23 protein-coding genes, 1 tRNA gene and 2 pseudogenes are annotated in these 24,541 nt (G+C 72.8%); 15 read left to right on the forward strand and 11 right to left on the reverse strand.

Annotation, left to right across the window (positions count from 1 at the left end; genetic code table 11):
* Together ACFV4P_RS25275 and ACFV4P_RS25280 are read left to right on the forward strand one after the other, a co-directional pair.
* A pseudogene (locus tag ACFV4P_RS25275) lies at nucleotides 1–232 on the forward strand (RNA helicase); the annotation flags it as partial.
* A 107-nt stretch (nucleotides 233–339) separates the two neighbouring features.
* On the forward strand, nucleotides 340–1,155 hold the full coding sequence (locus ACFV4P_RS25280; RefSeq protein WP_380474749.1) for a TIGR02452 family protein: 816 nt from the start codon (nucleotides 340–342) through the stop codon (nucleotides 1,153–1,155).
* 85 nt (nucleotides 1,156–1,240) lie between these two features.
* Here ACFV4P_RS25280 and ACFV4P_RS25285 read toward each other — a convergent pair whose 3' ends face one another.
* The 3 genes from ACFV4P_RS25285 to ACFV4P_RS25295 form a co-directional block, all read right to left on the reverse strand.
* Nucleotides 1,241–1,540: a hypothetical protein gene (locus tag ACFV4P_RS25285; RefSeq protein ID WP_380474751.1), complete on the reverse strand. Its 300-nt coding sequence runs from the start codon at nucleotides 1,538–1,540 to the stop codon at nucleotides 1,241–1,243.
* A 272-nt stretch (nucleotides 1,541–1,812) separates the two neighbouring features.
* The gene (locus ACFV4P_RS25290) at nucleotides 1,813–2,514 is read right to left on the reverse strand and encodes a tyrosine-protein phosphatase (RefSeq protein WP_380474753.1); all 702 of its coding nucleotides are present in this window, start codon (nucleotides 2,512–2,514) and stop codon (nucleotides 1,813–1,815) included.
* A gap of 181 nt (nucleotides 2,515–2,695) precedes the next feature.
* Complete coding sequence (locus tag ACFV4P_RS25295; RefSeq protein ID WP_380474755.1) at nucleotides 2,696–3,442, reverse strand: SDR family oxidoreductase; 747 nt, start codon at nucleotides 3,440–3,442, stop codon at nucleotides 2,696–2,698.
* A 99-nt stretch (nucleotides 3,443–3,541) separates the two neighbouring features.
* Here ACFV4P_RS25295 and ACFV4P_RS25300 point away from each other — a divergent pair, with 99 nt between their 5' ends.
* On the forward strand, nucleotides 3,542–4,156 hold the full coding sequence (locus ACFV4P_RS25300; protein WP_380474757.1) for a transglutaminase domain-containing protein: 615 nt from the start codon (nucleotides 3,542–3,544) through the stop codon (nucleotides 4,154–4,156).
* A gap of 24 nt (nucleotides 4,157–4,180) precedes the next feature.
* Here the strand turns inward: ACFV4P_RS25300 and ACFV4P_RS25305 are convergent, their stop codons facing one another.
* On the reverse strand, nucleotides 4,181–5,401 hold the full coding sequence (locus tag ACFV4P_RS25305) for a DNA glycosylase AlkZ-like family protein (protein ID WP_380474759.1): 1,221 nt from the start codon (nucleotides 5,399–5,401) through the stop codon (nucleotides 4,181–4,183).
* A 183-nt stretch (nucleotides 5,402–5,584) separates the two neighbouring features.
* Between ACFV4P_RS25305 and ACFV4P_RS25310 the strand changes: the two genes are divergently transcribed.
* Both ACFV4P_RS25310 and ACFV4P_RS25315 read left to right on the forward strand, forming a co-directional pair.
* Nucleotides 5,585–6,256, forward strand: coding sequence for a DNA polymerase beta superfamily protein (locus ACFV4P_RS25310; protein WP_380474761.1), 672 nt, complete (start codon nucleotides 5,585–5,587; stop codon nucleotides 6,254–6,256).
* Between the two features lie 101 nt (nucleotides 6,257–6,357).
* Nucleotides 6,358–6,430: transfer RNA gene (locus ACFV4P_RS25315), tRNA-Lys, on the forward strand.
* Between the two features lie 178 nt (nucleotides 6,431–6,608).
* On the opposite strand, the gene ACFV4P_RS25320 is transcribed toward ACFV4P_RS25315, so the two are convergent.
* Complete coding sequence (locus tag ACFV4P_RS25320; RefSeq protein ID WP_380474763.1) at nucleotides 6,609–7,076, reverse strand: NUDIX hydrolase; 468 nt, start codon at nucleotides 7,074–7,076, stop codon at nucleotides 6,609–6,611.
* A gap of 256 nt (nucleotides 7,077–7,332) precedes the next feature.
* Between ACFV4P_RS25320 and ACFV4P_RS25325 the strand changes: the two are divergent.
* From ACFV4P_RS25325 to ACFV4P_RS25345, 5 genes and pseudogenes are all read left to right on the forward strand, one after another.
* Nucleotides 7,333–7,512: pseudogene (locus ACFV4P_RS25325) on the forward strand (transcriptional regulator); the annotation flags it as partial.
* Nucleotides 7,513–7,659: 147 nt separating this feature from the next.
* Nucleotides 7,660–8,061 carry a hypothetical protein gene (locus ACFV4P_RS25330; RefSeq protein WP_380474765.1) on the forward strand — a complete coding sequence of 134 codons (402 nt, stop codon included), beginning with the start codon at nucleotides 7,660–7,662 and terminating at the stop codon, nucleotides 8,059–8,061.
* Nucleotides 8,062–8,071: 10 nt separating this feature from the next.
* A complete protein-coding gene (locus tag ACFV4P_RS25335; protein ID WP_380474767.1) occupies nucleotides 8,072–11,617 on the forward strand; it encodes an NACHT domain-containing protein in 3,546 nt (1,181 codons plus the stop codon).
* A gap of 169 nt (nucleotides 11,618–11,786) precedes the next feature.
* Nucleotides 11,787–12,215 (forward strand): hypothetical protein, encoded by a 429-nt coding sequence (locus ACFV4P_RS25340; RefSeq protein WP_380474769.1) that lies wholly within the window; start codon nucleotides 11,787–11,789, stop codon nucleotides 12,213–12,215.
* A gap of 2 nt (nucleotides 12,216–12,217) precedes the next feature.
* Complete coding sequence (locus ACFV4P_RS25345; protein WP_380474771.1) at nucleotides 12,218–12,793, forward strand: DUF5994 family protein; 576 nt, start codon at nucleotides 12,218–12,220, stop codon at nucleotides 12,791–12,793.
* A 336-nt stretch (nucleotides 12,794–13,129) separates the two neighbouring features.
* Here the strand turns inward: ACFV4P_RS25345 and ACFV4P_RS25350 are convergent, their stop codons facing one another.
* The gene (locus ACFV4P_RS25350; protein WP_380474773.1) at nucleotides 13,130–14,359 is read right to left on the reverse strand and encodes a sensor histidine kinase; all 1,230 of its coding nucleotides are present in this window, start codon (nucleotides 14,357–14,359) and stop codon (nucleotides 13,130–13,132) included.
* Nucleotides 14,356–14,997, reverse strand: a complete 642-nt coding sequence (locus ACFV4P_RS25355) for a response regulator transcription factor (protein WP_380474946.1) — start codon at nucleotides 14,995–14,997, stop codon at nucleotides 14,356–14,358. The genes ACFV4P_RS25350 and ACFV4P_RS25355 overlap by 4 nt, the downstream gene beginning before the upstream one ends.
* Before the next feature lie 39 nt (nucleotides 14,998–15,036).
* Between ACFV4P_RS25355 and ACFV4P_RS25360 the strand changes: the two genes are divergently transcribed.
* Nucleotides 15,037–16,194 (forward strand): ABC transporter permease, encoded by a 1,158-nt coding sequence (locus ACFV4P_RS25360; protein WP_380474775.1) that lies wholly within the window; start codon nucleotides 15,037–15,039, stop codon nucleotides 16,192–16,194.
* A 7-nt stretch (nucleotides 16,195–16,201) separates the two neighbouring features.
* Here the strand turns inward: ACFV4P_RS25360 and ACFV4P_RS25365 are convergent, their stop codons facing one another.
* Together ACFV4P_RS25365 and sigK are read right to left on the reverse strand one after the other, a co-directional pair.
* Entirely contained in the window at nucleotides 16,202–16,945 is a 744-nt protein-coding gene (locus tag ACFV4P_RS25365; protein ID WP_380474777.1) for an anti-sigma factor domain-containing protein, read from the reverse strand.
* Nucleotides 16,942–17,526, reverse strand: a complete 585-nt coding sequence (sigK, locus tag ACFV4P_RS25370; RefSeq protein ID WP_380474779.1) for an ECF RNA polymerase sigma factor SigK — start codon at nucleotides 17,524–17,526, stop codon at nucleotides 16,942–16,944. The genes ACFV4P_RS25365 and sigK overlap by 4 nt, the downstream gene beginning before the upstream one ends.
* 468 nt (nucleotides 17,527–17,994) lie before the next feature.
* On the opposite strand from sigK, the gene ACFV4P_RS25375 reads away from it, so the two are divergent.
* Together ACFV4P_RS25375 and ACFV4P_RS25380 are read left to right on the forward strand one after the other, a co-directional pair.
* Complete coding sequence (locus ACFV4P_RS25375; protein WP_380474781.1) at nucleotides 17,995–19,533, forward strand: molybdopterin-dependent oxidoreductase; 1,539 nt, start codon at nucleotides 17,995–17,997, stop codon at nucleotides 19,531–19,533.
* A 62-nt stretch (nucleotides 19,534–19,595) separates the two neighbouring features.
* Complete coding sequence (locus ACFV4P_RS25380) at nucleotides 19,596–20,249, forward strand: fasciclin domain-containing protein (RefSeq protein WP_380474783.1); 654 nt, start codon at nucleotides 19,596–19,598, stop codon at nucleotides 20,247–20,249.
* A gap of 456 nt (nucleotides 20,250–20,705) precedes the next feature.
* Here ACFV4P_RS25380 and ACFV4P_RS25385 read toward each other — a convergent pair whose 3' ends face one another.
* Nucleotides 20,706–20,927 (reverse strand): hypothetical protein, encoded by a 222-nt coding sequence (locus ACFV4P_RS25385; RefSeq protein ID WP_073818534.1) that lies wholly within the window; start codon nucleotides 20,925–20,927, stop codon nucleotides 20,706–20,708.
* 445 nt (nucleotides 20,928–21,372) lie between these two features.
* Here ACFV4P_RS25385 and ACFV4P_RS25390 point away from each other — a divergent pair, with 445 nt between their 5' ends.
* Nucleotides 21,373–21,576, forward strand: a complete 204-nt coding sequence (locus ACFV4P_RS25390; RefSeq protein WP_073818532.1) for a cold-shock protein — start codon at nucleotides 21,373–21,375, stop codon at nucleotides 21,574–21,576.
* Nucleotides 21,577–21,708: 132 nt separating this feature from the next.
* Nucleotides 21,709–23,109, forward strand: a complete 1,401-nt coding sequence (locus ACFV4P_RS25395; protein WP_380474785.1) for a DEAD/DEAH box helicase — start codon at nucleotides 21,709–21,711, stop codon at nucleotides 23,107–23,109.
* A gap of 141 nt (nucleotides 23,110–23,250) precedes the next feature.
* Here the strand turns inward: ACFV4P_RS25395 and ACFV4P_RS25400 are convergent, their stop codons facing one another.
* Complete coding sequence (locus tag ACFV4P_RS25400; protein ID WP_380474787.1) at nucleotides 23,251–24,465, reverse strand: PP2C family protein-serine/threonine phosphatase; 1,215 nt, start codon at nucleotides 24,463–24,465, stop codon at nucleotides 23,251–23,253.
* Nucleotides 24,466–24,541 lie beyond the last annotated feature (76 nt).

Consider the following 24,541-nt stretch of genomic DNA (forward strand, 5'->3'; position numbering starts at 1 on the left):
GTTCGGTGACCGTCCGCAGGGTGGCTTCAACCGTGACGACCGCGGTGGCCGTCCGTTCGCCCGCCGCGACGACCACCGTTCCGGTGGCCGTCCGCAGGGTGGCTTCAACCGCGATGACCGTGGTGGCCGTTCCTTCGGTGACCGTCCGCAGGGTGGCTTCAACCGCGACGACCGTGGCGGCGACCGTGGCGGCTTCAACGGCGGCGACCGCAAGCCGCGTTGGAAGAACTGACGCAGAACGCACTGACGGGCCCGCTCCACTCCGGTGGGGCGGGCCCGTCCGCGTTCCGGCGGTAAAAGCGGTGGAGGGGCGGGCGTTGGGGGATTAGCGTGCGCGGCATGAGCAGTAGGCAGCGGGCACTCGCCACGCAGAACGAGGAGATCGCCGACCGGGGCGAGTACCGGACCGCCGACGGGACGGCGGTGCGGATCGCCGAGCAGCTGGCCGAGGCCCGGGCGGGGACGGTGTCCTACTCGCCGGAGGCCGAATTCGGCATCGGGCCGGGCCCGTTGAGCGGGGCCGTCGAGGTGACCGGCGAGGGCAGCATGCAGGCCGCCCAGCGGCTGGTCGCGGACGGCGGGCGGAGCGTCGCGGTGCTGAACTTCGCGTCCGCGCGCAACCCCGGCGGCGGGTACCTGCGCGGCGCGAAGGCCCAGGAGGAGGACGTCTGCCGCACCGCGCTGCTGTACCGCTGCCTGCTGGAGGCCCCCGACTACTACGAGGCGCACCGCGCCTCCACCGACCTGCACTACAGCCACCGGGTGATCTGGTCGCCCGGCGTGCCGGTGATCCGCGACGGGCGCGGCGAACTGCTGGCCCGCCCGCACCGGCTCGGCTTCCTCACCTCGCCGGCGCCCAACGCGGGCCAGCTGGCGCTGCGTTCGCCCGGCACGGCGCTCGACCTCGGGCCGGTGCTGGCCGAGCGGGCCGGCCGGGTGCTGGCCGTCGCCGCCCGGCACGGCGCGCGCGAACTGGTGCTGGGGGCCTGGGGCTGCGGGGTGTTCCGCAACGACCCGGCCGAGGTCGCGGACGCGTTCGGGCAGGCCCTGGACGTGTGGGGCGCGGCCTTCGACCGGGTGGTGTTCGCGGTCTGGGACCGCAGCGTGCCCTCGGCGAACCGGGCCGCCTTCGAGGCGCGGTTCGCGGCCGCCTGACGCGCAGGGCGAGGCCGTTTGACGGGCGGGTCGGCCGGGCGGGTAGGCCGGGAGGGCGGGTGCTTCGGGAGCGCCCGACGTGCGACTACTCGCCGGTGGCCAGCGCCGAGGCGGCGGCGACCACGCCCGTGACGGTGAGGACGGCCGGCCAGGCGCCGATCTTCTTCGCCAGCGGGTGCGAGCCGCCGAACGCCGCCAGGTACAACGTGGTCAGGCCGGCCGCGGCCGCCGTGCCCGAGCGGCGCTGCCAGCGCACGGCGGCCGTCGTCCCGGCCACGGCCAGGACGGCGCCGCCCAGCTCGCGCTTTCCGCTGAACCGGGCGGTGGCGTAGCCGCCGATCAGACCGGCGGCGGCGACGGTGGCGGTGACCGGGAAGCGGGCCATGGGACGGACTCCTTCGGACGGCTGGTGGACGTACCTGGCGGACGTGCCTGAGGGTGCGCGGGGCGGCTCGTGGCCGTCGGGCGCACCGCCCACGGTAACCCGCCCGACGGGCCCGGCCGCCGGAGGGGAACGGTCGCCGGAGGGGAACGGTCGCCGGAGGGGAACGGCAGTCGGAACACCTGGCCGGTGGCGCAGTTGCCGCGAGCGCGAGCGCGGCCGGGGGACGGCGAACTGCACCTTCGCTCGCGCCGTCGAGACGCGCCGAGGACGGGCTACTCCGGGCGCAGCGTGCGGAGGACGGCCAGTTCGGCGGCGGTGGCGCCGTGGTCGAGCAGGTAGTTGTCGAGGGTGCCGTGGAGCTCCTCGATCCGGGCGAGGGCGCTGGCGAGGTGCGCCGCCACGACGGGACGGGAGATGCGTTCGGCGCCGGCCGCGTCCAGGTAGGGGACGGGGCCGTGGTCGAGGCCGAGGCCGACGTTGGAGCGGAGGAAGTCGGCGATGACGGCGTCCCTCGGGAGGCCGGCCAGGGACTGCAGGACGGCGATGGTCAGGCCGGTGCGGTCCTTGCCGACCGCGCAGTGCACCAGGATCGGCGCACCGCCGGCCAGGGCGCGGACGGCGGCGGCGACGGCCACCCCGCCGGTCTCGGCCATGAACGGGTACAGCGCGGCCTGGTCCTCCGGCCAGGTGCGGTCCGTGGTGGCCGGGTCGGGGAGCATCGGCATGTGCAGGTACTGGACGTCCTCGCCGATCGACCGGTCCGGCCAGATGTCGAGCTCGGTGCTGCTGCGCAGATCGACGACCGTCCGGATGCCGAGCTCCGCGAGCCGGGTCGCGCCCTCGTCGGTGAGCCGGTTCAGGCTCGCCGAGCGGTAGAGCAGCCCAGGGCGGTACACGCCCGCCCCGGCGTCGCGGAGGTTGAGTACGTCGGGGATGTCGAGGAACGGCGCGGCGGCGATTTCGGTCTCGGTCATGCCGCCCACCGTAGGGGCGGTGGGTGACGACGCGCCGGGGCGTTGACCGAACCGGTATCGCGCCAACGCGCGATGTTCATATGACAGTCGGACATGGCCTGTTCGGGCTCGGCCCGGCCAGGCCCGGGAGGGCGCGGCCCGGCCAGGCCCGGGAGGGCGCGGCCCGGCCAGGCCCAATGGTTCAGCGACCGCCGGCCGCCTCCAGGAAGGAGCCCGTGACGTACGAGGCGGCCGGGGAGAGCAGGTACAGGATCGCCTCGGCGACCTCCTCGGGCTGCCCGCCGCGTCCCATCGGCAGGTTGGGGCCGACCCGGTCCACCCGGCCCGGCTCGCCGCCCAGCGCGTGGATGTCGGTGTGGATCAGGCCCGGGCGCACGCAGTTCACCCGGATCCCCTCGGCCGCCACCTCCAGCGACAGGCCCCGGGTCATCGAGTCCAACGCCCCCTTGGACGCCGCGTAGTCCACGTACTCGCCCGGCGAACCCAGCCGGGACGCCGCCGAGCCGACATTGACGATCGCCCCGCCGCGGCCGCCGTACCGGGTGGACATCCGGCGCACCGCCGCCGCCGCGCACAGGAACGGGCCGGTGATGTTGGCCGCCCAGATCCTGGTCAGCCGGTCCTCGTCGAGCTCGTCCAGCCGGCACTGCTTCTCCAGCGTGCCCGCGTTGTTCACCAGCGCGGTGAGCGGCCCGAGTTCGCGCTCCGCGGTCTCGAACAGCCGCTCCACCTCGGCGGTGCGGCTGACGTCCGCCTGCACCGCGACGGCCGTGCCGCCGGCGGCACGGATCCGCTCCACCACGCCCTCCGCCGAGGCCGCGTCCGCACGGTAGTTGACGCACACCCGGTAGCCGCGTTCGCCCGCCAGCAGGGCGGTGGCCGCCCCGATGCCGCGACCGCCTCCGGTGATCACCAGTACCTCGTCCATGCTGCCGTCCCTCCGTCCACGAAACCTGTCCGGTCGACGGTAGTCCATACCGTGAAATCCCTTTGCCTGTCGGCGAGTCGGCGGCGCAGCATCACCGCCATGGACCCTTCCGTCTCCCCGCACGGCCCGCTCCGCGCCGACCGGCCCTCGCCCGACGAGTACCTCGCCGCCGACGAGGTCATCGACCACCACCACCCCGCCGTGGCGGAACGCGCCGCCGCGCTGCGGCAGGCCGACCCGGTGTCCACCGCCGAAGCGGTGTTCGCCTTCGTCCGCGACCGGATCGACCACTCCGCCGACGTCGGCCGCTGGTCGGCCGCCCACCGGGCCTCGGACGTCCTGGCCGCCGGCAACGCCATCTGCCACGGCAAGGCCCACCTGCTCGCCGCCCTGCTGCGCGCCAACGGCATCCCGACCGGCCTCTGCTACCAGCGGCTGGAGGTCCTGCACGGCCTCAACGGCGTTCTGCTGCCCGGCAGTTCGTGGTGGGTGCGACTGGACGGCCGGGGCAACCGCAACGGCGCGGACGGCCGCTTCGCCACCACCCCCGCCACCGAACACCCCGCCTGGACCAACGACCCGGCCCTCGGCCAGCACCACTACCCGACGGTGTACGCGGCCACGCCCCCGGCCCTGCTGGACGGCCTGCGCCGGGCCCGCCCGGGGGCCGCGGGGTTCGGCTACCTGCCGCTGGAGTTGCCGGACGGGCTCTGAGCGCTGCCCGGGGTCGTGTGGCGGTCAGGTGGTGGTGCTCGAACTGCCCGGGGTCGCGTAGCGGTTCGCGGTGCGGAGGGCGGCCAGCTTGGGGGCGCGGCTCTTCGGGGAGTCCAGGGAGAAACTGCGGGCGTCGCCCAGGTCTTCGCGGACGAAGGTCTCCACGGCGTCGACAGTGGCGCGGAGGGCGGCGTCCATCGGGACGAACAACTGGTGGACCAGCTCCCGTTGTTCGGGGTCGTACTCCCAGAAGCCGATGATGCGGCCGCGGTCCACCACCAGGTGGGTGGACGGGTCGGCCTCGCTGCCGAAGCTCCGGCCGGTGCGGGAGGCCGGGATGGTGCGGTGGGCGTCCCGGGGGTCGACCAGACGGGGGAGGTCGCGGTGCAGCAGGTGCAGGCCGTCGACGGACGCCACCAGGGCGTACGCGGGTTCGTCCGGGACGGTGAACTCGGCGAACTCGTCGGCGAGTTCGGCGGGCAGCAGCAGGTCGGAGCCGGGCAGCCGGATCAGCTCCAGCGGGGCGAGCGCGGCCTTCGCGGTGGCGGCGTTGAAGCCGGAGAACCAGCGGAAGTGTCGTACCGAGGCGGGTGCGGCCCAGCTGAAGTACCGGCGGGCCAGGTCGGCGGCCTCGCCGTGGACGGCCTGGTTCCAGCGCAGGTAGCCGTAGCGCTGGCGGTCCAGCCGGCCGTCGACCGGGACGCGGCGGATCAGGCCGCGTGCCTGGAGCAGGCCCAGGGCCAGCGGCAGGGTGCTCGACAGGCCACGCTTGCGTCCGTCCTCGCCCAGCGTGCGGACGGCCGGGCCGGCCGCCGTGCGGATCTGCTGGGGGCCCAACGGCTCGGTGTCGGAGAGGAGTTCGGAGACGGCGAGGCAGAGCTGCTCGACCTCGTCCTGGGTCACCCCGAGGTGGCGCACCGCCGCGGCGATCTCCGACTCGGCGACGCCCGCGCCGGCCGCCAGGCCCAGCGCGAAGTCCTCGGCGGGCAGCACGTACGTACAGCCGCGGGCCGCGGGCAGTTCCTGCACCTCCACCGCCGCGACCGCCGCGTCCACCTCGGCCCGGCGCAGACCCGCCCGGGCGAACAGGCCCAGGTACGGCGCCGCGCCGCCCACCGAGCGGGCCCACCCCGTCGCGGCCAGCACCTGGGCCGGGGACGCGCCCCGGTGCGCGCCGCCGTCCAGCCACTGCCGGTGCGCCCACCAGGCCCGGAGCTTCGCCGCCGGGATGTCGCCGTTCGCCATGCGCCCAGTATCGGCGGGCGGCACGGCCGCACCGAGCACCGTCGGCGACGGCCGTGTCGGGGCCGGACGGGGAGATCACTGGCGGCCGTGTCGAAGTGATTGAGGTCGGACGGGAAATCGCTCGCGTGTGCGGGCCGTTCGGGGCGAGACTGCCAGGACCGCTCCCGAGGAGGTGACCCCACCATGCACGTCCTGCTCTCCGGCATCGTCGGCTCCACCGCGTACGGCCTGGCCCACGCGGGCTCCGACCTCGACCGGCTCGGCCTGTTCGCCGCGCCCACCGTCGCCTTCCACGGCCTGCACCGGCCCGCCGAGTCGCACGTCACCACCGCGCCCGACCGCACCCTGCACGAGGCCGCCAAGTGGTGCCGACTGGCCCTCGTCGGCAACCCGACCGCGTCCGAACTGGTCTGGCTGCCCGAAGAGTTGTACGAGGTGCGGACGCCGCTCGGCGAGGAGCTGATCGGCCTGCGGGAGACCTTCCTGAGCGGCCCGGCCGTGCGCAACGCGTATCTCGGGTACGCCCGGCAGCAGTTCCGCAAACTCGAATCCCGGGACCGCACCGACCCGGCCGGCCTCGCCCGGGCCGCGAAACACGCCCGGCACCTGGTCCGCCTGGTCCGCCAGGGCGTCACCCTGCACGAGACCGGCCGCCTGGAGATCCGCCTCCCCGACCCGGACCGGGTCCGCGCCCTCGGCGAACAGTTCGCCGAACGCCCCGAGGACGCCACCGCCCTCCTCGCCGACGCCGAAGCCCGCTTCGACCGCCCCGGCGTCCTCCCCGCCACCCCGGACGAACGCCCGGTCGAGGCCTGGCTCCACCGCGTCCGCGCCGCCCACCTCCCCACCACCTGACCCACCGTCGACCCGCCCGGGAATCCACTGGCCATCTCCCACCGGGCACCAGGTAGGATCACCCCGGCAGGCGCTGTCCCACGAGGCCCACGCCTGCCACCGGGCCGCTAGCTCAATTGGCAGAGCTGCGGACTTTTAATCCGTAGGTTCAGGGTTCGAGCCCCTGGCGGCCCACCGCAGTCGAGGCCAGGTCGGACACCGCCCGACCTGGCCTTCTGCGTGTCCGGCGCGAGCTTGCCGAGCCGTTGCCCCGCTTGGTGCACGCCTTGGTTCGGTGTGGTGCGACCTGACGACGACGTCCGACGGCAGACGGACCTCGGCCGCTACGGTGCGGAGAGCGTGGTGGGGTGGTTCAGCCGAGGTAGGGGTAGGTGCCGGCGAGGTAGTCGCCGATCTGCTGACGCATGCTGGCGTGGATGTCGTAGCGGTCGAGGTCGGCGGGCTGGACGAAGTGGACGCCGTCGGCTTCGTCGTTGACGGTCGGCTCGCCGGCGACGGGGCGGCCGAGGTAGGTGTTCTCGTACTGCTGGCGGATCTCGCCGTCGGTGTAGGCGACGATGTGGTGCGGGTTGGTGTAGACGCCGAGGAAGCCGGTGATCTCGGCGACGATGCCGGTCTCCTCCAGGCACTCGCGCACCGCGCACTGCGCGGCGGTCTCGCCGATGTCCTGCGCCCCGCCGGGCAGGGCCCACTGGCCGGTGTCGCGGCGGCGCTGGAGGAGGATCGCGCCGGAGTCGTCGACGACGAGCAGGTTGCTGGCGGGGATGAGGGTGTTGGCCTTGGGGGCGTCGGGGTCGTTGTAGTACTCAGTCCTGCCCACGGTGGTGGTCCCCTCCTGGTCGGGCCTCCAGGGTCCTGCGTCGGCCCGGACAGCGTCGATGCTCTCTGAGCGTAGTTGTCGAACCAGCCGGTGGCGTCCAGTCGCTCGCAGTCGACGAGGGTGGTACCGGCCGGCTGTCGGATTCCGTGGAGGCCGACCAGGACCCGGCCCATCAGAATCGGGTTGTCGACTGCCAACTGCTCGTCGACCACGGCCTTGAACGGCCGAGGCCGCCCCGAGGGGTGAGTCGGCGCCGGCGGACTTCAGCCCGACCGACGTCGCTCTGCACCGGGTGTCGGCGGCGGTGGCCCTGGGCGACGCCGGCGCGGCCATCGACACCGCCCGCCCCCTGGTCCGTCGCCGCATCCCCGCTTCCGAGCGGCAGGCCGCGCTGTGGGCGGACCTGGCTCGTGCCTTCAACCAACAGGGCAGGCTCGGAATGGACTGCCTGGGCCTCGCAAGTCCCGCGAACCTTGCGATTTCCGCGATCGGTGGGTGTGAGTGGGGAACGGCCGCCACATTCCGCCGGCCCGTGTTCTTGTCCTACTCTCGATGTCCACCGGGCGACTCAGGGGAGGGGTCGATGGAGCAGCTCACTGCTGAACTTCTCATGATGCTGGCGGGCGGAGCCGCGGGGGCAGCGGGCCAGAGTGCCTGGCAGTCACTCGTCGCACTGGTCCGGCGCCGGCCTGCCGAGGATGCCGCCGGGCGGGACGCCACCGGCCTGCCCGAGCTGGAGGCGTTCGAGACGGATCCCGGGAATCCTGCCCGGGCGCAGCGGCTCGCGGACGCGTTGACGGCCCGGGCCGAGAGAGACCCCGAGTTCGCGCATCGCCTGGCGGGTTGTCTGCCCGCGCCCGGCAGCGTGCACGTCGACGGCTCCAACACGATCTCTGGCGGGGAACAGGGCACGGTGGTTCAGGCCCAGTACATCGGCGCCATCCACAACATCGGCAATCCAGGTGGTCGGGGGGCCGTCGGCTAGGAGAACGGGGGTGTTCAAGCGTGGGGCTCCGCGGCGCCTGACAGTGCACAACGAGGTGCGCGGCGGGCGGCAGGAGACGGTGGTCCAGGTCGGATACCTTGAGCGGCTCACCGTGCACGTGGGTATCGGGTTTCGTGGGTTGCTGGCGCTCCTCGGAGTAGCCCTGCTGTGGGCGCAACCTGTCTTGCCGCTGCCGCCGCAGCTTGCCGTCAGCCCTGTTCGTGCGGGCTGGGTTCTGCTCGCGGTTGCGCTGTTCTGGGAGCTGGTGGGGCGCGCGCACGCGGTGCGGCGGGGACGCAGGGAAGCCTCCTGGAGTTCGCCGGCCGCCCTCGATCGGGTGGCCGACGAGCTTGCCTCGGTGCTGTTGAACCGGTACCGGGACGACGAACGGCTGCGGCAGGCCGACAACCCCGAGTCGATCGACGTGCTGTGGAGGGAGGTCAGCGACGACAGGGGCAGCCGCCCCGTCGAGGCCGGTGCGGTCGTACCGCCCGGCTCCCTTGCCGCGTACTTCCGCAGCACGCCCGGTCGGCGGCTCGTTCTCCTCGGGCCGGCCGGTGCCGGGAAGTCGGTCCTCGCCGTGCGGCTCGCCCGTGACCTTCTCACAGGACGGTCGGCGGCCGCCACGGATGCGCGTGGTGAATCCGAACCGGTGCCCCTGGTACTGCACCTCGCCTCCTGGGACCCGGGACAAGGTCTCGACACCTGGGCGGCCGGCAGGCTCGCCGCCGAGCACCCCGAGGTGTGTACGCCGGTGCCCGGTGCCTCCCCGGAGGTGGTCGCAGGCCGCCTCATCGGTGCCGGGCGGGTGCTGCCGGTCCTCGACGGCTTCGACGAACTGCCCGCGGCGAACCGTGCGGCCGCCTTCGACGAACTGGCGGCCCTGCACAGCACCCGGCCGTTCGTGCTGACCAGCCGCCCGGCCCAGTACCGTCAACAGGTCCCCGTCGACAGCGACTTCCTGCGTGCCGAGGTCGTCCTGCTGCCGCTGTCCTCGGCCGCCGTCGGACAGTATCTGAGCGCGGGTGGCCGCCGGACGCGGTGGCGCAACCTGGTGGACCGGCTCGTTGACCCCGTGGATCGGACCCGTGAGGTCGTCCTGTTGCGGCAGGCCCTGGACGTGCCTCTGATGGCAGGCCTCGCCCGGACCGCGTACGGGCACGACGACACCCATCCGGACGAACTGGTTCAGCCGGGCCGATTCCGTACCGTCCAGGAGATCCAGGGGCACCTGTACACCGCATACCTGAACGCGGTGTACAGCTCCTCGCGTTCCGAGCGGGCACTGCGCGGCGGGCGCTCGCCGGAGGAGGCACGCAGGTGGGCCGGGTTCCTCGCGGCACGGATGAAGGCGGCGGGCCGTACCGACCTGCCCTGGTGGACTCTCGACCGTGACGTCCCCGCGTCGGTCCGGGTGCTGGGGCTGCTGCCCGCTTCCCTCCTCGCCTGGCTGATCGTCAGTCTGTTTGATTTCGGGAAGCCGTGGTGGGGCGACGCCGTGCCGGTGTCGGTCGCGGGCGGCTTCGCGATCCTTGCGGTGGTCGTCCTGTGCTTTGCGGTGATGTCCGTGGTGCGGGAGAAACCCGACTGGCAGCGCGCGCCCCAGAGCTTCGAGATGCCGAACGGCGACATCCTGCGGGAAGCGCTCCGGGAGGTTCGGTGGAAGGCCGGCTCGATGGCCCTCGGGTTGGCTGTGGGTTGGGTGACCGCCCTGGCCTGGGGGTCGACCAACGGACTCCGGATCGCGAGCCTGGCCACTGCCGTCGTGCTGACGGCCTGCATCAGATGGCTGGTCCACCAGGTGTGGCGACCCGCTGACACGGCGCTGGCCGCGTCCCCGGCCCGCCTGCTCGCCAGTGACCGGCGCGCCACCCTCGCATTCGGCTGGCTGGGGCCTCTGGGAACCAGAAAGGCGTTGGACAACGAGAACCTGGTGCTGCTGATGCTGCCGCCGCTCATGGTGGTGCTCTGGCAGCTGATGCTCGGCAGGGACCGGGTCTCCGCTGTCGACTGGGGTGTCGTCGGGGTCGGCAGCCTGCTCTGCTGGCAGCTGCACGCCGTTGCCGTGTCCGCGTGGGGCCGGTTCGCCGTCGCCAGGTTCTGGCTCGCGCTGTCCGGACGGCTTCCGCTGCGGCTCCTGGACTTCCTGGAGGACGCGCACCGGCGTGGTGTACTGCGTCAGTCCGGCGGCGTCTACCAGTTTCGCCATGTCGAGCTGCGTGATCGGCTCGCGGCCGACGCGGACGTCCCGGAAGGGCGTGAAGGCCCGGCCGCCTGGACGGGCGGCCTGCTGTACCGGGCGGTGCGTGGTGCCTTGGCGCTGGCCGTGTCCGCCGCCCAGATAGCGGTGGTCATCGGCACTCTGACCGCGCAGCCGGGCCCATGGCCGGTGAGGGCGTTTCCCGAACCGTGCTCCCTGCTGGAGCAGCGGGATCTCGCCCGGCTGACGGTCGACCGCGTACAGTACGCCCACCCGCCCGTGGACGAAGGTCGTGTGGCTACCCGGGCCTGCACGGCCGCCGAGCAGTCACCGTTCGCCCCCGATGTGCGCATCACGATCAGTACTCTGCTGTTCCGACCGTTCCGATTGGCTGATGCGACGAGTCAGGCGTCCCAGTACGTCGACGAGCTGCGGAGAGAGACCGCGAAACGGGAGTTGCCCGTCCGGGATCTCGACGGGCTGGGCAACGAGGCCTTCCTCACGACGAGGCCCGAGACGGACTGGGGGCCGCACGTCTACTGGACGGACCAAGGGCCACAGACCCTGCGGGGTTCGGCCGTGGTCCGCCGTGAGAACGCCGTGCTCTTCGTCTCCTACGCCGAAGAGTTCGCCTCCGAAACGCGGATGGCCGACGTGCTCCGAGTCCTGGCGGACCACGCCGCGGAACATGCCGGGTCCGGCTGGAGGCAGGGTGGCGGCGACACTCCGGCGAGCTTGGACAGCATGCCGAGGAGCCCTGTACCAGACAGGGGAAACCGCTTTGCCTACTACCACCGCGACTGGCGCGACAAGGTGTACGGCGCGTCCTGGGGCGACGAGGAGCGTTCCCGTGTGTGGCACCTGAGGCGCCTGCCGTTCGCCTTCCGCGGGCCGAGAGAGCTCGACTGCAAAGACACCACCAGCGAGGAGGAGCGGAAACTCCAGCAGCTGGTGGTGTACGCGTGCGGGCCGGCGAAGGCGGCGCAAGCCCTGGGGGTTGCCGGGCCGGATGTCGGCATCGAACTCGCGGCGTTCTACTGCGGCAGTTCGTGCGACGACACCGCAGCGGAGACTCTGGCGAACCGCGACCGCGCGAAACACCCGGAGAGGCTCGACTGGAAGCGCGTCAACCCACAGGCACTTTACGCGGAGTGGAGCGACGAGGAGGCCTCACCTGGGCGGGGACGTTACGGGCTGCTGTTGTACCGGTCGGTCGCGTGGCGGCAGGACGGCGAACTTCACGTGATGCTGATGTGGCTTCGGGTGGAGACCTCAACGGAGAAGAAGGAACTGGCGCAGAAGATCGTCAACGATGTCTACGCCCAGGCTCCCGGCAACCGGAACGTCGCCGACTGAGGTTCCAGGGACTCGACCGTCGCGGTGCCGGGCGGGGTTCTCTCGTATGTTCAGGGTTCGAGCCCCTGGCGGCCCACCGCAACGTGAAGGGTGTTCCGGCCGGCGAACGTCAGCTCCCGTCGGTGATCCGGCATCCTCGGTGACCCGGCAGCGCCAGCTGGAGGAGGACGTGCCGCTCACCCTGTCCACCCGGATCGACGTGACGCTGTCCGAACTGGCCAAACCGAAGGACACGTCGGTCGAGGCCCGCTACGAGACCGGGCACGTCTCGCTCTCTGTGTTCCGCCTCGACGACGACATGATCGTTACGCGGCGGACCCAGGACGACGGCGTGTTCGACCGATTCGCCGGCCACGTCGAGGACCTCTGGGGGCGCGGCCATGACGTGTGGACGATCCGAACGCGCCGAAGGCCAACAGCCTCGTCCCTGCGGCGAGCGTCCTGGCCATCGCGACCATGCCAGGTCCAGGACGGACCGAGAGTAGCCTGGACATCACCGAAGGCACTTCGCATGCCGGCACCGGATACTGGCGTCGTCTCCGGCGAATGGCAGTTCCGGACCCGACCTCGTGGGCCAGGCCCGGAGTCAGGTCCTTGATCATGACCGCAACCCTCGATCGTGCGCCGGCGCCCGTCGCCCTGGAATCCACCGCGCGGCTCTCCCTGACGCCCAGTGGCGTGCAGCCCGGCCGTTTGGACGGAGCCTGGTGGCCCCGCTCGCGTGACCTTCTTCTCGAACTCCCCGTCCTGGCCGCCGACATCGACGAGCGGTGGGGCCGGATCACCCGGATCACCGTGAACCCCGCACGGTGGCCAGTCATCCCCCGGCGGATCCCGGTCACCGGGCACACCGTCCACGCGGGCTGGTTCACCACCGAACAGGACGAGCACACGATCGCGGTGTTCTCGTACGCCCCGCGCCGGCTGGCCCTGCTGGTCGTCCCGCCGGAGACGGACGCCGTCGATGCCGCCCGACTGATGTCCCAGGCGGCCGACCCGGCCAACACTCGGACCGCGAGCGACCTGCTCGCCGCCACGACGGGCGGCAGCACGGAGCCGGAGTCCGGTTCCGACTTCCTGCCGTCTGCCGCCGCTCCCTCCGGCGGCACCGGTGAGGCCGGCAGGCGTGCGGATGTCGCCCGCAGCCGGGCCGCCTCATGGCCGGTAACCGCGTAGCAGCAGGACGAGCGGCGCCCGCCACGGCTGCGGGACCCGGTGTGTCACTCGCGTGGCCACCCGGCCCCGTCCTGGGGCTGGCCAGCGGCATCGGCCCCGTTCCAGAGGCTGATCCTGACGGTTTGTTCCGGCGCAGGTCAGGATGGGCGTGAACCCCGTTGAACGGTGCTGATCGAACGGTGCTGAGGAGAATCGGAGAGCGTGTTGGGGGCAACCCCTCACGAGTTCGAATCTCGTAGCCTCCGCCTCGATCGATGGCCCGGACCGCTCAGCGGTCCGGGCCATCGTCGTCTCGCGGCCGCAGCATCCATGGAGCGAAGTTCGGATCGGGCACCGTCAGTAACCGGTGACGACGCGTCGTGTTCCTTGCTCGGCGTCCTCTCGCGCGGTGGGCAGCAGGACGTGCGTGGTGAGTCCGCCGGCGGGGTTCGGCGTGATGGTGAGCGTTCCTTGATGTGTGGTGACGACGGCCCGGATGACGGACAGGCCGAGCCCTGCGCCGTGGCCGCCGGTGCGGCCGCGACGGAACGGTTCCAGGAGGGAAGGGATGTCCGCCTCGTCGATCGCGGGGCCACTGTTGGTGACCTCGATGTACGCCTGTCCTGCGCTGTGTCCGGTCGAGAGGTGGACCGTGCCGCCGGGATGGTTGTGGCGTACGGCGTTGGCGACCAGGTTGTGGACGAGCTGGGTCAGCAGGGACGGGTCGCCTGTGACTGGGGCGGGGCCGAGCCGTGTTTCCACGGTGATGGCGGCGTTGTCGGCTTCCGCGCGGGTGTCGGCGATGGCGGTGCGGGCGAGGTCGGCCAGGTCGGTGGGTCGGGGGGTGAGGATTCCGCTTTCGCCGCGGGCGAGGGCGAGCAGGGAGCCGATGAGGTTCTCGCTGCGGTCAACGGCGTCCAGGGCGCGGTGGATCGCGGGGCGGAGGTTGTCGGGTACGAGGCCTTGGGCGAGGGGGATCTCCAGGGCGGTGCGTTGCAGGGTGAGCGGTGTGCGCAGTTCGTGGGAGGCCTGCGCGGTGAACCGCCGCTGTTCGGCGAACGACTTCTCCAGTCGGTCGAGCATCGCGTCGAAGGTGTCGGCGAGTTCGCTGACCTCGTCGTCGGGGCCGACGAGTGCGAGCCGGTCGTGGAGGTTGGTGTCGTTGATGTGACGGGCCGCGGCGGTGACGGCGCCGATCCTGGAGAGGGATCGCCGTGCGACCCACCAGCCGGCGAGCAGGGCGAGTGCGAGGACGGCGAACAGGGCGAGTGCGGACCTCGTCAGGAGGTCGTGCAGGACGGCGTCGCGGAACTCCTCGAACTGGTGGGCCGGCGAGGCCGCCGAGGCCGCTGCGGACTCGAAGGGGGAGCCGCTCGGGGCAGGGGCGGCCGGTGCCGTCGCGGCGGGTGCGAGTTCCGTGGTGGCGCTCGGTGCGACCACCGTGGCGCTGTGGTCACTCAGCGCTTCGCGCACCAGGAACCAGTTGATCGCGAGGAGGGCGGCGCCGCCGGCGGCGAGGACGGCGGTGTTGAGGAGCGCGAGGCGGGTACGGATGGTCGGGCCACGCCCGTGGCGGTGCGGGCTCACAGGCGGTACCCGAAGCCGGCCGCCGCTTCGATGAGCGGCGGTTCGCCGAGCTTGCGCCGGAGCTGGTGCACGGTGACCTTGACCGCGCTGCCGGATTCGGGAGGCGTCTCCCAGACGGTGTCGCGCAGTTCGGCGGCGGTGACGAAGCCACCGTCGGCGGTGAGCAGTGCTTCCAGGACGCCGAGTTCCTTCGGGGTGAGGCGGAGCAGGCGGCCATCCCGTTCGGCGAGGCGGCGGACGGTGTCGACCCGCACGCCGCGCCGCTCCAGCACCGTGGGGGTGCCGGCCGGACCGCGTCGGGCCAGTGCGCGCAGCCGGGCCAGGAGTTCGAGGTAGGAGAACGGCTTGGACAGGTAGTCGTCGGCGCCCTGTGCGAGGCCGTCGACGAGGTCGGAGAGGGTGCCCGCGGCGGTGAGCATCAGGATCCGCGCCGGGTATCCGGACCTGTTGAGGGTGCGGCACACCGCGTCACCGCTCAGGCCCGGCAGGTCACGGTCCAGGATCAGGACGTCGTACGTGCCGGCGGCGGTCATCTCCAGGGCCCGCACCCCGTCGTTGGCGGTGTCCGCGGCGATGCCCTCGGCACGCAGGCGGGTGGCGGGAGCGGCACGACGCAGGATGAAAGGGCGGTCAAGCAGGCGTGGCCCGCCCGGCTCCGCCCGCTCGACCTGCTGCGCGTGGGACTGATCGGCCCCCGGACCCGAAAGCTCCGCGCCGCGCTGTCCGCGTTCGGCATAGCGCTCGGCATCGCCGCCGTCGTCGCGGTCACCGGTATCTCCGCCTCGAACCAGCAGCACCTGCTCGACCGCCTCGACCGCCTCGGCAGCAACCTCATCACGGTCGGGCCAGGCACCGACGCCCGCCAGCAACCGGTGCCGCTGCCCAAGGAGGCCCCGACGATGCTCGGCAACATCGCCCCCGTCCAGCACGTCACCGCCACCGGCGGCACCAGGGCCAGCGTCTACCGCAACGACCTCGTGCCGCCCGGGCAGACCAACAGCCTCACCGTCCTGTCCGCCCGCCTCGACCTCCTGGACGCGCTGCGCGGCCGAGTCCGCGCCGGACGCTGGCTCGACCAGGCCGCAGAACAGCTTCCCGTCACCGTCCTCGGCGACGCCGCCGCGAAACGCCTCGGCGTCACCGCCCCCGGCGAACGCGTCTGGATGGTCGGCAAGGACATCCCCGGACAGTGGTACCAGGTCCTCGGCATCCTCCAACCCAACGAACTCGTCCCCGAGATCGACGACACCGCCCTCGTCGGCGGCCCGCAGGCCGACGCCCACCTCGGCGGCGACGGCACCCCCGCCACCGTCTACCTGCGCGTCCACCCCGACCGCGTCGCCGCCGTCCAAGCCGTCGCCGGAGCCACCGCCAACCCCGCCCAGCCCAGCACGGTCGCCGTCTCCCGACCCTCCGACCTGCTCAAAGCCCGCGCCGAGACCCAGGACACACTCACCGGCCTCGTCCTCGCACTCGCCGGAGTCGCCCTGCTCGTCGGCGGCGTCGGCATCGCCAACACCATGGTCGTCGGCGTCATGGAACGCCGCGGCGAAGTCGGACTCCGCCGCGCCCTCGGTGCCCGCGAAGGCCAGATCGCCGCTCAGTTCCTCATCGAGGCCGTCCTCCTCGGACTGCTCGGCGGCCTCGCCGGCGTGGCCATCGGAGCCGGCGCCGTCTACGGCTACGCCGCCGCCCAGGGCTGGCCCGCGGTCGTCCCCGTCGTCTGGGCCGCAGCCGGACCGGTCATGGCCGTCGCGGTCGGCACGATCGCGGGCCTCTACCCCGCACTGCGCGCCGCCCGCATGGCCCCGACCACCGCACTGCGGGCCGCCTGACGGTGCGTCAAGTAAAGGGCAGGACGAGCAGGGGGGAGCCGGTGGGGTGCGGGGAGCCGCCCGCCGGTTCCTCGGTGACGCCGACTCCGGAGGCCGCGTTGACGGGGCCGGCCAGGACCATGGCGCTGTCGGAGGGGAGCAGTCCGGCGGGGCGCATGGTGCCCGCGTCGTCGAACCAGAGTTGGTAGACGCGGCCGTCGGGGAGGGCGGGCAGTCCGGAGGCCCAGAACCCGGCTCGGCCGAGAGCGGGCGACCACACCGTGGTGCCGGTTCCGCCGCCGCTCACGGGACCGGTGGCGAGGTGGGCGTCCGGAGCGGTGAGCAGGGCCGTGAGGGTGGTCTGTTGGCGCCGTGCCTCCGCCGCTTCCGTCTTGGCCCGCTCGGTCTCCCGGTGCTGTTGGACGGCGACCGCGCCCGTGCCGACGGCGACGGCGAGGCAGCTGGCCAGGGCGAATCCCTGCCAACGCCGGGCGAGCCGGCCACCCGGGCGGGGCCCGGACGCGGGGGTGACCCGCGGAGTGTCCTGCCGGGCGGTGGGCAGGGCCGTCATGACCCGGGCCTTGAGCCGAGGTGGAGGAGCGACGGCTTCGGCGGTGCCGAGTCTGGCGAGGGTGGCGGCGAACTCGGCGACCTCCTGCGCGCAGGAGGGGCAGTGCGCCAGGTGGCCTTCGAAGGCGGTGCGCTCGGCGTCGTCCAGGGCGTGGGCGGCGTAGGCGCCGGTGAGGGTGTGCAGGTCGGCGGTGGCGTTCATGTGCCCACTCCCAGACAGTCGCGCATGCGGATCAGGGCGTCGCGCATGCGGGTCTTCACGGTGCCGAGCGGGGCGCCCAGGACCTCGGCGACCTGCGGGTAGGTGTAGCCCCGGTAGTAGGCCAGGGTGAGGGACTCCCGCTGGAGTTCGGTCAGAGTCTTCAGACAGCGGCGGACCTGCTCGCGCTCCAGCCGGCCCTCGACCTGTTCGGCGACCTCGTCGAAGGCCGTCGTGTGGGTGGCGGCCGCGGCGCGTCGGTCGCGGTCGGCCGCGGCTTGGGCGGCCCTGACGCGGTCGACGGCGCGGTGGTGGGCGATGGTCATCACCCATGGCAGGACGTTCCCGTTCTCCGGTCGGTAGCGGGGGGCGGTTCGCCACACCTCCAGCAGTACTTCCTGGGCGACCTCCTCGGACTGTGCGGGATCGCGCAGCACTCGCCGCACCAGCCCGAGTACGGGCCCGGCCACCGCGTCGTACAGGCGGGAGAAGGCGTCCTGGTCGCCGATGGCGATCCGGCCGATCAGTTCCTGGAGGTCGGGCCCGGGACGGCCGGGATCGGGGAGACGGACGACCGTGCTCACCACGGAGCGGCTCCGGGGCGCCGGGCGGGGGATGCGGCCGGAGGGGTGGGTGACATGGGCGCCTTCCGTTGGACGGCCGCGTTCGGCGGCTCGTGTGGCAGGTAACCGGTATCTGCTCGTACTCGCTGTTCGGCACCGCGCGGTGCACGGATTGGTCGCCTTGTGGGCGGGGACGCCACCGCTTCCGCAGGGTTCTCACCGTCAGGAGGCCCGAGGGAGAACGGGTGGCCGGGGCCGGGGTGACGCCGGCGACTTCGGGCGGCCTACGGACGCGGGTGATCGGCGGTGCATGGTGTCACTCGATCGGGCGAGTCGGAAAGCCCGACCAATCCGGGCCCGTCCAGCTCCCGAAGCGGGGGTGTGAGCAACCAAACGACTCCTGGTGCCGTGCGGTCCCGCTGTTCGGCCCGCTGTTCGGCCCGCAGGCTGCGGCGGGCGGCCGGTGCAGCCGGTGCGGCCGGTGCGCCCGTGATCGGGTTGGCGTCGGCGGTGGCGGCGCTCGGCGCGGGCGAGCTGGTCGCGTGCGCCACCGGTGCCGGCACCGCACCGGTGATCGCGGTGGGGTCGGCGGCGATCGACCTGACGCCGACGCCGCTGAAGGAGTACGCGGTCCGCACCTTCGGCACCCACGACAAGCCGGTGCTGCTGGGCGGGATCTACCTGACGATGGCCCTGCTCGCCGCGCTGGCCGGGCTGCTGGCGGTGCGCCGCCCGCTCGCCGGGCCGGCGGTCTTCGGGGCGTTCGGCGGACTCGGCGCCTGGGCCGCACTGTCCCGTCCCGGCGCGGCGGCGGCGGCGGACTGCGTCCCGTCGCTGGTCGCCGGGCTGGTCGGCTCGGCCACCGTGCTGGTCCTGGCCCGGCTGTGGCACCGGAGGCCATTGGCGGCCTCCGGGCAGCTCCCGGGATCGGTGAGCCTGCCGGAAGCCACGGAGGTGACAGGCCGTCGGACGGTGCTGACCGCCACCGCCGCGACCCTCACGGCAGGTGCCCTGGCCGGGATCGGCGGCCGGGTCCTGACCGACCGCCGGTACGACGTCAGCGCCGCCCGCGACGCTGTCCGCCTCCCCGCACCGCCCGAGCAGCTGCCGCCGCTGCCCGCCGCCGTCCACCCGAACGTTCCGGGCCTGTCCCCGTTCACCACGCCGAACGCCGACTTCTACCGGGTCGACACCGCGCTCACCCTGCCCAGGATCGACCCCCGGGACTGGACACTGCGCATCCACGGCCTGGTCGACCGCCCGCAACTCCTCACCTTCGACGACCTGCTGCGCGAGCCGCTCGAAGAGCTCGACCACACGCTGTCCTGCGTCTCCAACGAGGTCGGCGGCCCCTACGTCGGCACCACCCGCTGGCTCGGCGCCGCGCTGCCCGCGCTGCTGCGCCGTGCCGGGGTCCGCTCCGGGGCGGACCAGCTGGTGGGGCGCTCCCAGGACGGCATGACCATCGGCACCCCGTTGGAGTCCGTCCTCGACGGCCGCCGCGCCCTGCTCGCCGTCGCCATGAACGGCGAGGCGCTGCCGCTCGCACACGGCTTCCCCTGCCGCAGTGTGGTACCCGGCTTCTACGGCTACACCTCCGCCACCAAGTGGCTGGTGGACCTGGAGGTCACCACCTTCGCCGCCTTCGATCCGTACTGGGTGCGGCGCGGCTGGGACCGCACCGGCACCGTCCGCACCGCATCCAGGATCGAGGTCCCCGCCCCGTTCGCGAAGGTCCCGGCCGGGGACGTCGATGTCGCGGGGACGGCCTGGGCCACCCACCGCGGCATCGCCGCCGTCGAGGTCCGCGTCGACGGCGGACCGTGGCGACAGGCCGAGTTGGCCGCCGACGCCGGACCGGACCTTTGGCGCCAGTGGTCGTACCTCTGGACGGGCGCGACCCCGGGCACCCACCGGATCGAGGTGCGCGCCACCGACGCGACCGGCGCCGTGCAGCCAGAGCGGCGCGCCGCGCCCTTCCCTGCCGGGGCGACGGGCTGGCACAGCACCGTCGTCATCGTCACCTGAACAGACCGTCAACCACCCGTTCAGCAGCACCACTTCATCCGAGTACCGAGGAGAGATCCGCCATGTCCGCGAACACCCGCAACCGCCGTACCCTCACCGCCCTGCTCGCCGCCGGCGCACTGGCCCTGACCCTGGGCGCGTGCAGCAGCAGCGGCGGCTCCAGCTCCTCGTCCGCCGCATCCTCCGCCGCTTCGTCCTCCGCGGCGATGTCCGGCAGCACCGCCTCCACCGCGGCGATGGGCGACCAGCCGTTCGGCACCGCCTGTGCCGCCGTGCCGAAGGACGGCGCCGGTTCGTTCACCGGAATGGCGAAGGACCCGGTCGCCACCGCCGCCTCCAACAACCCGCTGCTGTCCACCCTGGTGGCGGCGGTCAAGCAGGCCGGGCTGGTCGACACCCTCAACTCGGCCCAGAACATCACGGTGTTCGCGCCCACCAACGACGCCTTCGCCAAGATCCCGAAGGCCGACCTGGAAGCACTGCTCGCGGACAAGGCCAAGCTCACCAAGGTGCTCACCTACCACGTCGCCCCTGATCGCCTGGCCCCGAATGCGCTGGCCGGCACCCACAAGACCCTGGAGGGCGGCGATCTCACCGTCACCGGTTCCGAGCCGGACTTCACCGTCAACGGCAGCTCCAAGGTGCTGTGCGGCAACGTGCAGACCGCCAACGCCACCGTCTACATCGTCGACACCGTCCTGATGCCGACCTCCTGACCCCCGCAGTACGAGGGCCTCGACCGCTTCCGGCCGGGGCCCTCGTGCTGTTCACGGGGCACGGCTCGGACCCGCGAGCAGCGGTCAGCCGTTCTGGCCGACCTCGGAGAGATTGCCGCCGTGCAGCAGATCGAAGACCGGCAGGTCGAGGAAGAACGGGTTGATCCGTAGGTTCAGGGTTCGAGCCCCTGGCGGCCCACACGGAACAGAGCGGGGAAACCCCCGCCGGCGCGCAGCGCAGCACCCGGCTGGTTCTCCGGCTCGGGCGCTGCTGCGTTTCGGAACGGTGCGTGCGTGAGCGGAGCCGCCGACATGCCGTCAGGGGCCCGCGTCTTCCGCCGCCGAGAGGGCGGTGCGCAGCACCCGGTCAGGCGCGCGGCAGTGGGGCAGCACGAAGAGCGGTCGAGGACTCGATCAGTCCTGACCGCTCCAGCTGCACCGCGACGGCGGTGCGGGTCAGAGGTGGTACATGCCGGTGTAGGGCTCGACGATGCGCTCCTGTCGTGGTCCGAAGTCGACCAGGACCGCGGTGTCGCCCTCGGCACTGATGACCCGGCCGAGGCCGTAGGCGTCGTGGGTGACGCGGTCGCCGACGGCGAAGTGCTTGCGGGGTGCTGCGGCCCTGGCTTTGAAGGGGCTGGTGGGCAGGTGCCGGCGGACTGCTTCAGATTTTTTCATCCAGGCCAGTATGCGCTTCGGGGAACGGAGTTGGGGCTCCCCGGGCCGACCGAATTCGGGTCGGTCCGAAATGCCGGGTGTGTCGAGCGGCACGTTCCGTGGTTCGGACACGGGAGCGGGGCGCGGGAAGGGGCCCGGACGGCGCTTCGGAGGGTGGTCAACGTGCTGGAGCCGAAGCCGAGTTGATCGGGTGGACGGTGCAGGTCGACGGTGCCGGGGGTGCCGCCGGCGAAAAATCGGGGTGAGAATTTCCGCCCGTTACGACCCCGGGGCTGCTACAGTCGAGGTAGTTGCAGTAATGGTTCCCATGAACTTTGTGTGCGCCTGCTCACGTATTGCGGGCGCATTTTGTTTTTCCGGATCTTCTCCGGGCGGGCTCCCATCACGGTGACTCGGCATCCGCATCGTGTGGACGCCGGAAAGCCCCCTGAAGGAGATTTTTTACATGGCTAATGGCACCGTGAAGTGGTTCAACTCGGAAAAGGGCTTCGGCTTCATCGAGCAGGAGGGTGGCGGCCCGGACGTGTTCGCCCACTACTCGAACATCAACGCCGGCGGCTTCCGTGAGCTGCTTGAGGGCCAGAAGGTCGAGTTCGACGTCACGCAGGGCCAGAAGGGCCCGCAGGCCGAGAACATTCGCCCGCTGTAGTTCTTTTACCGCCGCGGCACTCGCCCGGCGGCGAGGGGCCCGTACCGCGTGCATTACGCCCGGTGCGGGCCCCTCGGCATGTCATCGCCCGTCCCGTGAGTGTTCCGGGGCCGCCCCGAGGAAGGCCTCCGCATGAACCGCTCCGCCCGTCTGTCGCATCTGCATACCGGCTCCCGGTCCGCACCGGTCGGTGGCGCCGGGCGGGAGTTCGCCGTACCGGTGAACGCGGTGCCGGCGCTGCCGGCCGTCGACTCGTTCGACGAACTGGATCTGCCGGAGCGACTGCTTCAGGTACTGGCCCGGAGGGGCGTCGCCGCCCCGTTCCCGATCCAGGCCGCGACGCTGCCGAACTCGCTGGCCGGCCGCGACGTGCTGGGGCGGGGCCGCACCGGCTCCGGCAAGACCCTGGCGTTCGGGCTCGCCGTGGTGGCGCGCACCGCGGGGCGGCAGGCCGAGCCGCGGTGCCCGCTGGCGCTGATCCTGGTGCCCACCCGCGAGCTCGCCCAGCAGGTCACCGAGGCCCTCACCCCGTACGCCCAGGCGCTTCAGCTGCGGCTGGCCACCGCGGTCGGCGGGGTGCCGGTCCGCCGCCAGGCGCAGACGCTGAACCGCGGGGCGGAGATCCTGGTGGCCACGCCCGGCCGGCTCGCGGACCTGATCGAACGCCGGCTCTGCCGACTGGACGCGGTCGGCGTCACCGTCCTCGACGAGGCCGACCAGATGGCCGACATGGGCTTCCTCCCGGCGGTCACCGGCCTCCTGGAGCAGGTCGCCGAGGGCGGCCAGACCCTGCTGTTCTCCGCCACCCTGGACCGCAACGTCGACCGCCTGGTGCAGCGCTTCCTGAAGGACCCGGTCACCCATGCGGTGGACCCGTCCGCGGGAGTGGTCAGCACCATGGAGCACCACGTGCTGCACGTGCGGAAGGGCGACAAGGACGCCGCGATCGCCCACATCGCCGCCCGGGACGGCCGGGTGATCATGTTCATCGACACCAAGGACGGTGCGGACCGCCTGGTCGAGACGCTGCTGGCGAAGGGCGTGAAGGCCGCCGCCCTGCACGGCGGAAAGTCCCAGCCGCAGCGCACCCGCACCCTGGAGCAGTTCCGCGGCGGGCAGGTGGCCGCGCTCGTCGCGACCGACGTCGCCGCCCGGGGCATCCACGTCGAGGGCCTCGACCTGGTCGTCAACCTGGACCCGCCCGCCGACCACAAGGACTACCTGCACCGCGGCGGACGCACCGCCCGGGCCGGCGAGTCCGGCACCGTCGTCACGCTGGTCCTGCCCAACCAGCGCCGGGGAACGGCCCGGATGATGACCACGGCCGGCATCACCCCCGTCACCACCGAGGTCCGGGCCGGCGACGTGGCACTCACCCGGATCACCGGCGCCCGCGTCCCCACCGGCGTGCCCGTCTCGATCCCCGACCCCGTCGTCGAGCGGCCCCGGCACCACCGGCCGACCGGCCGGAACCGGTACGGCCGTCCCGCCACCGGCGGGCGTCGCACCTCGCCGAGGGCGCACGGCGGGTGAACGCGGCCGTGCCGTCGGAGGCGCCGCACCCGAGCAGGAACCGCGTGCCTTCGGCAATCACCCGGTCGGCGGCGGAACTCCTGTTCGACTGAAGCGGGTTGACGCCGGACGGGCGGTTCCGGCGGGCGGCTCCCGGGCCGTTCAGCGCCACTCGATCAGGAACAGCGTGGCGTCGTCGCTGGTGTGCCCGCCCCGGCGGGCCTTCAGCGCGTGCGAGAGGGCGCGTACGGTGGCCCGCACGCCGGAGCGGGAGCGCTCGATCCGGTCGACCCAGTCGATCAGCTGCTCCTCGCCGAACTGCTCGCCGCTCGCGCCCCGTTCCTCGACCAGGCCGTCGGTGAAGCACAGCACGCGGTCCCCGTGCCGGAGCTCCCGCTCGCTGATCACCGGCTGCTCGCCGCCGAACCCGACCGGCAGCGTGGTGGCGCTCTCCAGCCGCTCGACGACCGCGTGGTCGCGGATCAGCAGCGGTTTCGGGTGACCGGCGTTGACCCACTGGAGATGGCCGGTGGCGGTGTCGAGCCGCATCATCTGCGCGGTGACGAAGTGGTCGGGGCCGAACTGCTCGGCGATGGCCCGGTCCATGAAGGCGTAGATCTCGGCGAGTCCGACGCCCGCGCGGCGGGCGTGCCGGTACGCGCCGACGGCCACCGTCGCCATGGTGGCGGCGTCCAGGCCGTGGCCCATGGCGTCGAGGGTGGCGACGTGCAGTATGTCGCCGTTGAGCGCGTAGTCGAAGCTGTCGCCGGCCACCTGGTAGGCGGGCTCCAGGATGCCGGCCACCGCGACCCGGGGCACGGACATGGACAGCGGGGGCAGCAGCGACCACTGGATCTCGGCGGCCACGCTCATCGGCTCCAGCCGTCGGGCCTGGAAGACCAGGTCGGTGTAGCCGCTCCTGGTGATCAGCAGGTCCGTGACCAGCGCCGACAGCCGTCGCAGCGGCAACCGGGCGCCGTCGTCGACCGCGTCCAGGGTGAAGGCCAGCACCCCCGCCTCGTCCCCGCCGTCCAGCAGGGGCAGGTACACCCGCATCCCGTCGTCCTGGGGCACCTCCACCGTGGTGCCCCGCAGGAACGCCTCGCCCGCGGCGGAGTCCGCGATCGGCAGCGGTGGGCCCTCGGCCAGACCGCCGCCCGGCAGCGGGACCAGGACCGACTGGCCGTAGTCCTGCAGCAGCAGCGCCGGCTCCCGGCCGCCCAGCCCGGCCACCGCCTCGGCGACCAGCGGGGCGATCAGCGGCGGCGCGAACTCCCGCGCCCGGTCGAGCAGCACGTTCAGCAGGTGCTCCCCGGGCCCGGCGGTCCGGTCCGGTCCCGGCGCGGACCGCTGCCCGCCGTCGCCGCTCACCGCCATGCCTGCCTCCCGAACCACCCCGGGCCCGCGCCCGGCCCGACGGGCCGGTCCTCTCCATTACGCCCGAGATCGGCCC

Origin of the sequence: Kitasatospora sp. NPDC059795 (assembly GCF_042732175.1) — a bacterium.
GTDB lineage: Bacteria > Actinomycetota > Actinomycetes > Streptomycetales > Streptomycetaceae > Kitasatospora.

Excerpts from the sequence above, each read along its gene's own strand:
- ACFV4P_RS25280 (WP_380474749.1), top strand. The coding sequence starts at position 340 with ATGAGCAGTAGGCAGCGGGCACTCGCCACGCAGAACGAGGAGATCGCC.
- ACFV4P_RS25285 (WP_380474751.1), bottom strand. The coding sequence starts at position 1,540 with ATGGCCCGCTTCCCGGTCACCGCCACCGTCGCCGCCGCCGGTCTGATC.
- ACFV4P_RS25290 (WP_380474753.1), bottom strand. The coding sequence starts at position 2,514 with ATGACCGAGACCGAAATCGCCGCCGCGCCGTTCCTCGACATCCCCGAC.
- ACFV4P_RS25295 (WP_380474755.1), bottom strand. The coding sequence starts at position 3,442 with ATGGACGAGGTACTGGTGATCACCGGAGGCGGTCGCGGCATCGGGGCG.
- ACFV4P_RS25300 (WP_380474757.1), top strand. The coding sequence starts at position 3,542 with ATGGACCCTTCCGTCTCCCCGCACGGCCCGCTCCGCGCCGACCGGCCC.
- ACFV4P_RS25305 (WP_380474759.1), bottom strand. The coding sequence starts at position 5,401 with ATGGCGAACGGCGACATCCCGGCGGCGAAGCTCCGGGCCTGGTGGGCG.
- ACFV4P_RS25310 (WP_380474761.1), top strand. The coding sequence starts at position 5,585 with ATGCACGTCCTGCTCTCCGGCATCGTCGGCTCCACCGCGTACGGCCTG.
- ACFV4P_RS25330 (WP_380474765.1), top strand. The coding sequence starts at position 7,660 with ATGGAGCAGCTCACTGCTGAACTTCTCATGATGCTGGCGGGCGGAGCC.
- ACFV4P_RS25345 (WP_380474771.1), top strand. The coding sequence starts at position 12,218 with ATGACCGCAACCCTCGATCGTGCGCCGGCGCCCGTCGCCCTGGAATCC.
- ACFV4P_RS25365 (WP_380474777.1), bottom strand. The coding sequence starts at position 16,945 with ATGAACGCCACCGCCGACCTGCACACCCTCACCGGCGCCTACGCCGCC.
- ACFV4P_RS25380 (WP_380474783.1), top strand. The coding sequence starts at position 19,596 with ATGTCCGCGAACACCCGCAACCGCCGTACCCTCACCGCCCTGCTCGCC.
- ACFV4P_RS25385 (WP_073818534.1), bottom strand. The coding sequence starts at position 20,927 with ATGAAAAAATCTGAAGCAGTCCGCCGGCACCTGCCCACCAGCCCCTTC.
- ACFV4P_RS25390 (WP_073818532.1), top strand. The coding sequence starts at position 21,373 with ATGGCTAATGGCACCGTGAAGTGGTTCAACTCGGAAAAGGGCTTCGGC.
- ACFV4P_RS25395 (WP_380474785.1), top strand. The coding sequence starts at position 21,709 with ATGAACCGCTCCGCCCGTCTGTCGCATCTGCATACCGGCTCCCGGTCC.
- ACFV4P_RS25400 (WP_380474787.1), bottom strand. The coding sequence starts at position 24,465 with ATGGCGGTGAGCGGCGACGGCGGGCAGCGGTCCGCGCCGGGACCGGAC.